Annotated in this window: 8 protein-coding genes; 4 read left to right on the top strand and 4 right to left on the bottom strand. The window is 60.1% G+C overall.

Annotation, left to right across the window (positions count from 1 at the left end; translation table 11 throughout):
* Positions 1–138: 138 nt before the first annotated feature.
* On the bottom strand, positions 139–468 hold the full coding sequence (locus tag ASF71_RS23015) for an NAD(P)-binding domain-containing protein (protein ID WP_082506094.1): 330 nt from the start codon (positions 466–468) through the stop codon (positions 139–141).
* Positions 469–562: 94 nt separating this feature from the next.
* Entirely contained in the window at positions 563–2,041 is a 1,479-nt protein-coding gene (locus ASF71_RS15380; protein WP_056301960.1) for an MDR family MFS transporter, read from the bottom strand.
* A 221-nt stretch (positions 2,042–2,262) separates the two neighbouring features.
* Between ASF71_RS15380 and ASF71_RS23020 the strand changes: the two genes are divergently transcribed.
* Positions 2,263–2,796 (top strand): TetR/AcrR family transcriptional regulator, encoded by a 534-nt coding sequence (locus tag ASF71_RS23020; protein ID WP_255354756.1) that lies wholly within the window; start codon positions 2,263–2,265, stop codon positions 2,794–2,796.
* Between the two features lie 385 nt (positions 2,797–3,181).
* Positions 3,182–4,180: an LLM class flavin-dependent oxidoreductase gene (locus ASF71_RS15390; RefSeq protein WP_056301964.1), complete on the top strand. Its 999-nt coding sequence runs from the start codon at positions 3,182–3,184 to the stop codon at positions 4,178–4,180.
* A gap of 724 nt (positions 4,181–4,904) precedes the next feature.
* On the opposite strand, the gene ASF71_RS23980 is transcribed toward ASF71_RS15390, so the two are convergent.
* A complete protein-coding gene (locus ASF71_RS23980) occupies positions 4,905–5,099 on the bottom strand; it encodes a hypothetical protein (RefSeq protein WP_056301968.1) in 195 nt (64 codons plus the stop codon).
* A 727-nt stretch (positions 5,100–5,826) separates the two neighbouring features.
* Positions 5,827–8,019 (bottom strand): hypothetical protein, encoded by a 2,193-nt coding sequence (locus ASF71_RS15405; protein ID WP_056301974.1) that lies wholly within the window; start codon positions 8,017–8,019, stop codon positions 5,827–5,829.
* 559 nt (positions 8,020–8,578) lie between these two features.
* Between ASF71_RS15405 and ASF71_RS25860 the strand changes: the two genes are divergently transcribed.
* Positions 8,579–8,845 (top strand): transposase, encoded by a 267-nt coding sequence (locus ASF71_RS25860; RefSeq protein WP_056301980.1) that lies wholly within the window; start codon positions 8,579–8,581, stop codon positions 8,843–8,845.
* On the top strand, positions 8,839–9,645 hold the full coding sequence (locus ASF71_RS15420; protein ID WP_082506096.1) for an IS3 family transposase: 807 nt from the start codon (positions 8,839–8,841) through the stop codon (positions 9,643–9,645). Before ASF71_RS25860 ends, ASF71_RS15420 begins: the two co-directional genes overlap by 7 nt.
* Positions 9,646–10,323 lie beyond the last annotated feature (678 nt).

Here is a 10,323-nt window from a genome sequence, read left to right on the forward strand (position 1 = left end):
CTGCTGGACGCACAACCGGGCCAAACGCTGGCGAGCAGCGCACGTCGTGCGCTGCTCGCTCTCCAGCCGGAGCTGTATCTCAACCGCCTGCTGCACCTCTTCACGAAAAACGCGGAATTTCTCGGCCAGCACGGCTATTCACTGTCCTATGCGAGGTGCAACTTCTGAGTAATAGCCTTCTCTTCCTGGATAGTAGTTTGAGGTATCAATCACGACCATTTCTTCAGGAAGGTCCGCAATCAGTGGCTTTAGCGCAGGCATTCTAAAGAATGGAATCGACAGGATCAGAACGTCAATGTCTTTCACAACGTCCTTTGTCCACTGTGCACGGGCACCAGTGGCAAGAACGTCGGTTGCCACTGTCTTCGGGTCACGCGAGTTGGCGACCTTGACGTCATGCCCTGCTGCCGCTGTTCTCAGCGCGATAATTTTACCGATACTGCCAACACCGAGAACTCCAACTTTCATTTTAGATCTCTCCTCTTACTTCGCCTTCGAGCGGCGGACTGGACTGACCGCGGCATTATGAACCCGTGTAACCTCGGCCAGCGATCGCCCAAGCTTAGTGCCCGGCGTGAACGCTTGCCGTGTCGCCATCCGCTCCATCCGGCGAAGAGACGCGGCGCATAAACGCTACCAGCAAGGTCAGGACCAGAGCCGTGCCAGTGGCCATCCCAAAGGCGGCTCGCACCCCCTCTGCGCGGGCGAGCGGCAACGCTATCCCTTCGGCCAGCGCACGCGTGGTTTGTCCAGTCATCACCGTGATCAACAGGGCCGTCCCCGCTGCACCGGCGACCTGCTGGAACGTGTTCATGATGGCGCTACCGTGGGAGTACAGGCGGGCAGGAAGCGGACTGGTCGCGGCCGTAAACAGTGGGGTGAATGTCAGGGCCAGCCCGACGTTCATCACGAGGTGCAGGGCCAACAGTACCGGTGTACCGGTCTCCGCCGTGATCCGGCTGAAGCTCCAGAGCGACAGGGTCAGGAGAATCGCCCCTGGAGTCGCCAGCACAGCCGGGCCATGACGGTCGTACACCCGTCCGATCGTGGGTGCCAGCACACCCATCAATACTCCGCCAGGCAGGACGAGGAGCCCGGTCTGAAGGGTGCTCAGGCCGCGAACCTCCTGGAGGTATAGGGGCAGCAGGATGGCGCCGCCGAAGAAGACGATGGCCAGCAGCATGATCAGCACGACGCCCAACGTGAACATGGGATAGCGCAATGCGCGAAGATCCAGCAGCGGCATGTCCCGGCGTTGTAACACCTGTTGCCGCCAGACGAACAGGAGGAGACTCAGCACACTGAGCGCCAACGGAATGCCGACCAAGGGGTCACTGAGGCCCGCCGGTGATTCACCTAAGCGACTCAGCGCGTAGACGAGTCCACCAAACCCCACGGCTGAGAGAGGCAGCGATACGACATCCAGAGACAGCCGCCGTGGGTCGCTGAAATTCACAAGTGTCCGCGCGCCGTAGATCAGGGCGGCAACGGCGAACGGCAGGACAAACACGAACATAAACCGCCAGGACATGGACTGGAGAATGAGTCCACTCACGGTCGGCCCCAGGGCGGGGGCGACGGCGATGACGATACTGATGCTGCCCATCACGGCGCCACGTCGCTCGGCGGGGATCAGCGTCATGACTGTGGTGAACAGGAGCGGGATCATGATGGCTGTGCCGACCGCCTGCACCACCCGCGCCAATAGAAGCACCCCAAAGGTGGGGGCAATGGCCGCCAGAAGGGTGCCTACAGTGAAGGTCCCCATGGCTAGAAAAAACACAGTGCGGGAGGACAGGCGCTGCATCAGAAAGCCAGTGATGGGAATGATCACGGCCATAGTCAGCATGAACGCAGTGGTCAACCATTGCGCGACGCCTGCGGTGACACGAAATTCGTTGATGAGGGTCGGCAGTGCCACGTTCATGATGGTTTCGTTCAGTACGACGACGAACGCAGCGATCAGGAGAACCAAGATGATGGCACGGTTGCGCGCGTCCTGGCCTGTGGTCACAGGAGCGGAGAGGGGTGGAGCAATCATGAAAGAAGCCACAGGAGAGGAGGGAGGTGTGAGGTCATACAAGGTCTCCAAAAAGCCAAATTGAAACGGAATTGGCCTCCGTTTGCTTTTTCAACAATAAGGAGATAGTCTCCTTATTGTCAAGCTACGCCCACTCCCTTTGATAAGGAGGACTGATCTCTACGGAATCTCGGCCCCCACGCAAACTCCGCACCGACGTCATCCGCAACCGCGCGACCATCCTGAACACAGCACAGCGTCATTTCCAGAGGCACGGCATCGGCACGTCACTGGACGCCATTGCCAAGGAAGCTGGAATCGGACCAGGGACGCTCTACCGTCATTTCCCGACCCGCGAGGCTCTGCTGGCGGCAGTCCTACAGCTCCACTCCCAGGAATTGGTCTCACGTCGCGCAATCCTGATCCAGATAGCAGACCCGGATGAGGCTCTGCAGCAATGGTTGCGCGCCCTGGAGGATTATCTCAATGTCTTCAACGGTCTTCCTGAACCCCTGATGGCAGCGGCTCGGGCAAGCGCACCAGACAGTCCACTCACTTATCCCTGCGATCAGTTGATTGCGATGACAGACGAGTTCCTCCAGGCGGCTCAACGGCAAGGCCATGTCCGTCCTGAGGTGCAGTCGCGTGATCTGTTCTTGGCCACGACAGCCGTCGCCTGGATCCGAGGCGCAGGGTCTATAGATGATGTCAGGCGCCTCCGCCCCCTTATTCAGACTGGGTATAACCGCTCAGACACTCCCAAGAGTCCGCCATGAACATTGGCATTCTCGGCGCTCGCCTCGCCTCAGCTGTGAACGCTTCCAACGCCGTTGGAAGAACGTCTTAGAGCACAACCGGCACTCCCGATTCAAACGACGGAAACATGCGCAAGAAGGTGTGAGGTTGCATGCCGAGATCACCGCTCTCACCCTCATGCCCGCACCAGCGTTTCCACCACGACGAGCCGAAGCAATCACCAACAGGCGTTCTCAACATGGTCAGCGGTCATGGTCGGGGTGGTCTGAACTTTAGGCCACCCTTGCCCTCGGCTTGCCGCGACCCTAATGCAGGCCACACCACCCCCTGAATGCTTTCCCTCCACCCTGAGAATGCCGGCTTCGCTCACCGTACAGTTCCATCCACTTCTCTGGAGGATGCCCTATGACTCTTACTGTTCCACTGTCGCTGCTCGACCTTACAAGGGTCAATAAGGATGAATCAGCCGCTGAAGGCATCGCCCGCAGTGTGCGCCTGGCCCGTACCGCCGACCGGCTCGGGTATCACCGCCTGTGGTTTGCCGAGCACCACAATGCCCCCACCATTGCCTCGTCCGCAACTTCTCTGATGATTCAACACGTGGCCGCGCAGACCGAGAAGTTGCGGTTGGGGTCGGGTGGAATCATGTTGCCCAATCATTCGCCGCTGGTGATCGCGGAGCAATTCGGCATGCTGGAGACGCTCTATCCGGGCCGCATCGACCTGGGTCTGGGCCGCGCCCCCGGCACGGACGGGGCCACTATGCACGCGCTGCGGCGCGATGGACGCGAAGCCGACCGTTTCCCTAACGATGTGCTCGAGTTGCACGGCTACCTCAGCGGGAATTCGCGGATTGCTGGCGTGAACGCCTACCCCGGTGCGGGGACGCATGTGCCGCTCTACATCCTTGGGTCGTCGCTGTTCGGCGCACAACTGGCTGCCCAGTTCGGCCTGCCCTACGCGTTTGCTTCGCATTTTGCGCCTGCAGCGCTCAATGAGGCGGCCCGGATCTACCGGGAGACCTTCGATGCCAACGGTCCGCTCGCCGGGCTGGAGGCGAAACCGCACTTCATCGCTGCGGTGAACGTGATTGCGGCGGACGACGCGAATACGGCGCTCGATCAACGAAGGCAGGCAGAAGATGGGTGGCTGCAGGCGTTCCTGGGACGGGGAAGATCTCTGAGTGCAGAGGAGCTGAGAGCGGTACGGGGGCATCCTCAGGCGCAGCAGATTCTGGGCATGCTTGACCGCACCATTGTAGGCACGCAGTCAGGGGTGGTCAGTGGTCTTGAGAAGTTGGTCCAGGAAGTGAAGGCTGATGAGCTTATCTTGGTGAATCTTGCCGTTGCTGAAGAGCACCAGCACCGCACGTTGGAACTCCTGGCCCCTGCTGCTACATCCTGAGCAGAAGTGAGGACGATCATCTTGTTGTAACGCGCTGTAGAAATCACCTGCTGGTGGTTGATGTTAGCCAAACTTGGGATCTCCCGGATTGCGGCCCATAACTCCGCAGATAATCGGCATGCATGCCTTTCAGTACGTCATATCTACCTAAGAGTTGGGCTACCAGGTCGAGCAGGGACAGTTCACAGCCGCACCGCGCATATCCTGACCTACCCTCCTCGGAAAAGAACAAGGGGGGTTACCTGAGGAGGGAGCGGGCCGGTCGCGAGGTGGTGGGTGTTTGTCTAGGCGATTCGAGTGGCTACTTCTTCCGGATCTTCTTCCTGAGCCTGACTCAACTCGTGGGATGCCGTGACGGCAGCACACTGATCGTCGAGCGGGAGGTGTGCGCCTAGGCCATTCGGATGACGGTCTTCTTCCTGGACCTAACCTGGACTGTGCGACACCTTGGCGAAAGCGCACGCCGGCTGTTAAGAAGAGGGATCCGTTTGGACAGATCTAGACAGAAGACGTGCGTCAGTCTTTACCTGTGCATGCATTAGGCAATACGACACGGCGTGAGCGGTTGGGCGGTTCTGGTGGGCCGGGCACGGAGCAACAGAAAAAGAGGCCCGGAGGCCTCCTGAAGTGCGGGGGAAGTTAGCAGAGCTTCGTCACTACAGAGGCTTCACGCCCACAGTCGTTTCGGACCATCTATCAAGTCCAGTCGGCATACCGCAGGCAGTCAAGAGGATGACTTGGTGATATCGCGGTAGATCTGGATGCCGTTGATCATGTCGATTCCGGTTTTGGGCGTATCCACCGCTTGGATCTCAGCGACCTGGTCGTGGAGCATGCGTGTTCTGTCGGCGCGGGCGAGCGCAGATCGAAGGGTGGCAGCGTCCAGGTCGGTGCAGTACGCGGGAGAACCCGGCTGCATGCGCCAGGAATCAGCCAGGCTCCCCGCGTCAACCGCCTCAAACTCGCGACGCGTGACGCTGAGATTGCAGCGATGGTGCGCGAAGTGGACATGTGCACCCGCTCGGCGATTGCGGAATCCCTCCTGCGCTGGCCTGCTTAAGCCCTGGCCCCCGTGACTGGGGCCTGATCCTGCGCATGGCAAAGCTCCTGATCCAGGCCAAAACAAAGACGCTCTCGCCCGTAAGATCAGCCGGGTCACGGACAGTGAGGTGCTCGAGGTCGAAGCGGCTGGGCATACGTTCGACCTCGCTGTACGCCGGGCGGGACTCACGACCGCTGTCGTCCTCACCCGTCATACCGGACGGCGAGAACCTCACGGTGAAGCTCGAGGGTGAGACCGAGAACCCGTCGGCCAGCGCTGCTTCCTGCTGGCAATCGGTATCGGCCAGGGTAAGGGCGGGAAGAACGTGCTCATCCAACTCGAGGACGGCTAGCAGCTCGTCACGGTGCCTGGGGCGCTTCGAAAGTAAGCGGGACAGGGGCAGAGAGGAGGCCAGGAGGGTGGTCCTCCTGGCCTCCTCTCGTTCGTTCAGCGATCGGCCTGGACACAACCGCCCAGCGGCGTCCAGTGCTCAATCATGGTGACTTCGCAGTCCCCTCCAGGCCACGGTGCATCCGACATGAACAGCATCCCCCCACATCAGAGGAGAAAGTGACGCTCAAGCATCGGCCCGTACCTCCACTTCTCAGGGCGTCGGCTGTGCGATCGTCTCCAAGCCACTCACGATGACGGGTGTGGAGCGCTCCGTCGTGGTCCCATCTCCCAGTTGCCCGGCGTTGTTGAGGCCCCAGCTCTGGACCCTCCCATTCTTATTCAGCGCGAGACTGTGATGGGTGCCCGCAGCGATACTCGTGATTCCGCTGAGGCTCAGCACACTCACCGGCGTCGTCCTCGGTGTCATGACCTTGTCTTCCAGTTGCCCACCGCTGTTCACCCCCCACCCCCAAACGGTGCCGTCCATTTTCAACGCCAAACTGATCCCTCGGCCCGCTGCGATGCTCTTGATCCCACTCAGACCGCTCACAGGAACGGGTGTATTCCGCAGGGTGGTCGTGCCATCCCCCAATTCTCCAAAGCGGTTCGCGCCCCAGCTCCACACGGTGCCGTCTGCCTTCACCGCCAAACTGTGCTCAGAGCCCCCTGCAATGCTCGTGATTCCGCTCAGGCCCTTCACCAGGCTGGGCGTCCTGAAAGCGCTGCCGGTCGTCCCTCTGCCCAACTGCCCAGCGCCGTTATCGCCCCAGCCCAAGACGGTCCCATCCATCTTCACCGCCAAACTGTGTCCTTCTCCCCCAGCGAGACGGGTAGTCCCACTCACTGTCCCATCCCCGAGTTGATACCCGACGTCATCGCCCCACGTGAAGACGGTCCCATCCGCCTTCACCGCCAAATTGTGATCGCCGCCCGCCGTCACGCTCACCACGTCGGAAACCACACTCGCGGGAGCGGGCGTATTCCGCGACGTGGTGGTCCCGTCTCCCAGTTCCCAGTACATGTTATTACCCCAGGTCCAGACGGTCCCATCGGCCCGGAGGGCGACGTTGTGAGCCCTGCCCGCAGCGATACTCAGGACCCCGTTCAGGTCTCTTACGAAGACGGGCGTCGTCCGGTTGGTGTTGGTACCGTCCCCCAGTTGTCCGAATTGGTTGGCGCCCCAACTTTGGACCTCTCCGTCCGTTGTCAACGCCAGACTATGATTTAGCCCCGCAGCGATAGTGTTCCCAATGTTCACGACACCAGTCACCGTCTGACTGAGGATCGGCGTGCCATCCGTCGGGCAGGTGGTCCCCTCAAAGACATTGATTTTGTGCTCTCCCATCGAGAGGAGCTGCACCCGCCACCGGTCCGGAAACCTCGCTGTGCTGATATTCGTCACGCTCATGTTCGCGTCACCCCCACACAGGACCCTCGACGTTCCCGAGGGATCGAGCGTGCTGATGTCGTAATACGCCGGGAGGCTCCGGGTGATGGCTGTGCCGTTCTCCTTGTACGTCATCGTTGGGAACTGCACGTAATTCCCGTAGGTCTGAGTCACGTTGTCCCATTGCTTGACGGCCGAACTGAGCGCCGAGCTGGGTAGACCATCCTGTACGGCAGTCACGTTCAGCGAGAAGCTGAAGGGATCTTTCTTCGCGCCGCCCTCGGCCGCTGGCGTCACGGGGACATCCACGCCGAAGGTCACCATGGTGTTGTCCCCGGGGTGCATCAGGGTGCCACTCCCAGACCTGATGGTATGGGTCCCAGGGAGGTAGGTGGGAAGCCGCGCGAACCACCAACCACTCCCTGTGAGGGTCTTGATGCCTTTCCCGGTGATGTCGACCTGACTCACGTCTTGACCGGTGACGAAGAAATTCGTGAGTATGTCAGAACCCGCACCACTGCCTGTCGTATAAACTTTGGCCTGGGTCAGTTGAAGTTTAGGGATGGCGGCACTCGCGTCCGAGTCATCGAAATACCGGACGTTCGTGAACACACTATCCGTCGTGCTGCCTTGAGGGACCACGGCCATGAACCTTGGGTTGCGGAGCGTCTGAGAGGACGTGTTCGTGACGTAGTAGGACACACGGATATGCCGGATTCCCCTTCTCTCGTCCACGAAGGTCTGGATGTTGTCCCGCGTGAAGCTAAATTGGTCCGGCGCACTGATGAGGTGTTGAGCACTCAGACCGCCTGGCTGGATGGATTGGACCTGGCTGGTGGGGGTGGACGTGCCTACCCCACCAAAGTCGATCTGGAAGACGCCAGGAAGGGCCTGCTGGGGAGATGCGCCCGGAGTTGTGGCTCCTGGGGTCGTCGGACTCGGCACTGAGGAGGGGGTCTGCCCGCACGCGGCGAGGAGGAGTGCGGTGAGCAGGAGGGGCAAGATCGGTCGGGGCATGCTCAGAACTCCTTGTCAAAGGGGAAGAGTTGTAGACGCTGTTCAGGTCAACTGGAATAGAAATGGCGTGCGTCACAGCCGTCCAGGCGCCGAGGGGCGTGAGGGTGGAAGCCATGGAGACGTTAGGGAGCGCCAGGGAAGGCTTAGGGTGCAGGGGGGGAGGCTGAGAGATGCTCGGGGCAGTCATCCGTGCTTCGGGAGTGGAGAGGTGGCGGTGGGGAAGGCTGGGGCCGTTCACTGTCCTGCTGCTGTGGACAGACGCGTCACTTTGGGTCCTGGAGTCGGATGACTTCCCGCAACACCACGCCCATCGTCTGGAGCATGCTCAGCACACCATACAGCGCCGACTGATCGGCGAGCGCGCCTCTGAGTGACGTGACCGGCCGGCCACGGCGAAACTCTGGGGAGAGCTGACGTGACCCCTGTTTCTCGGTCCACTCCGATTGCGACAAGATGGGCAATCTGGAGGCGCGATGAAAGGAAAACGGTACACCGAGCAGCAGATTCTAAGCATTCTTGTCCACTCCGATTGCGACAAGATGGGCAATCTGGAGGCGCGATGAAAGGAAAACGGTACACCGAGCAGCAGATTCTAAGCATTCTTGAACAGGTCGATAGAGGTCAGTCTCTGGCTGAGATGACGCGAATCCATGGCATCGCGGTCAGTACCATCCACCGCTGGAAGGCAAAGTACGGCGGAATGACGAAGGACGAAACCAAAAGGTTTCGTCTCCTGGAGGAAGAAAATCGCCGCCTGAAGAAGCTGGTGGCGGACCTGTCCCTCGACAACCAGGTGCTCAAGGAAGTGGTCGCAAAAAAATGGTGAACCCCGATGCAACGCCACAGTCCCAGACGCCTTTGAAACGGCAGATGGTGGGCYTTGTACGGCAGCGCTTTGGGGTGACGGAACGGCGRGCTTGCCGTCAGCTGGGCTTCTGGCGCTCCACTCAAAGGCACAACAGCCCTGGAGAGGAAAAAGACGAGGCCCTGAAGACCCGTCTACGCGTCCTGGCCTTAGAACGACCGCGCTTCGGCTACCGTCGCCTGCACGTCCTGCTCAAACGAGAAGGGCAACTGGTGAACCACAACCGGGTGTACCGGATCTACCGAGCCGAGGGGCTGGCGGTGCGACGCAAGGCCCGGAAGAAGCTGGCCGCTGGTGAGCGGATGCAGAAACCAGCGGTTTCTGCGGCCAATCAGCGCTGGAGTATGGATTTCATGTCTGATCAGCTTGCCTCAGGTCAGCGGTTTCGCCTCCTGAACGTCGTAGACGACTTCACGCGGGAGTGCTTGGTCATGCATGTCGGCACCTCGATCACRGGTGCAGATGTCGCCCGGTTGCTGACAACGGTGCTGGCTGAGCRYGCTCAGCCAGCGATGATCGTCACCGACAACGGCCCAGAATTCATCAGCAAGGCTTTGGATCAGTGGGCCCACGAGCGCGGCATCATTCAGCACTTCAACCGGCCCGGAAAGCCTGTCGAGAACCTCCACTGGTTCCAGACCCTGTCACAGGCCCGCCTGATCGTGGCTGCCTGGCACCAGGACTACACTGAGGTTCGCCCACACAGCTCTCTGGAAGACCGCTCACCGAATGAATACGCCCGCCTGWWWCAGGCGGGCTGAGGTACGCTGTCTTTGCAACCGGACTGGACCGACCGAGGTGGGAACCTCAAGATGCCTCGGTTCCACCTCTGGAATCCCTCAGTTCTGTCGTAGAGATGCCTCAATTCTGTCGAAAATACGTGCCCAGCCGCAGGTTCCAGGTTTCCGTCGACACGATAGAACCGGGGGAGACACGAGACAGAACTGAGGGATTTTCCGTCAGTTCTTCTGTCCACGACGGTCTATTCACCCCCATTTCCTCTCTCTTGATTGACAATCAAATCAATCTTTACTTCTTTTTTGACTGTAAAATCAACCCAAGGTGGAGATTCGCATCAATGAACTGGATCTGACTCGTGCAGGCATTATCAGTGTGCAGCGAGATCTTTCCCCGGCCGAAACCACTTGGCAAGCGGACTACACACTCGGAGATGTCATGTACCGAGTCACCGGTAGTGCTTTTCATGGTCGCCCCAGGGGCCGGGACGCGGACATCCTCTTGGCCCTACAAACGTTATTCTTCCGCGCCGGTTGTCCAGAAACCAATGCGCTCGAGCTCTCCGCCTCACAACTCCTATCGACCAGCGGACACGCCCGCAATGGACAGAACGGAGAGGAGTAGGGTCCAGGAATGGTCGATCAACTGGTGCCGAACGAACTCTGGACGCTCGTCGAGCCCGTATTTCCTGCGCCGCCTGC

This window comes from Deinococcus sp. Leaf326 (genome assembly GCF_001424185.1).
Taxonomy (GTDB): Bacteria; Deinococcota; Deinococci; order Deinococcales; family Deinococcaceae; genus Deinococcus.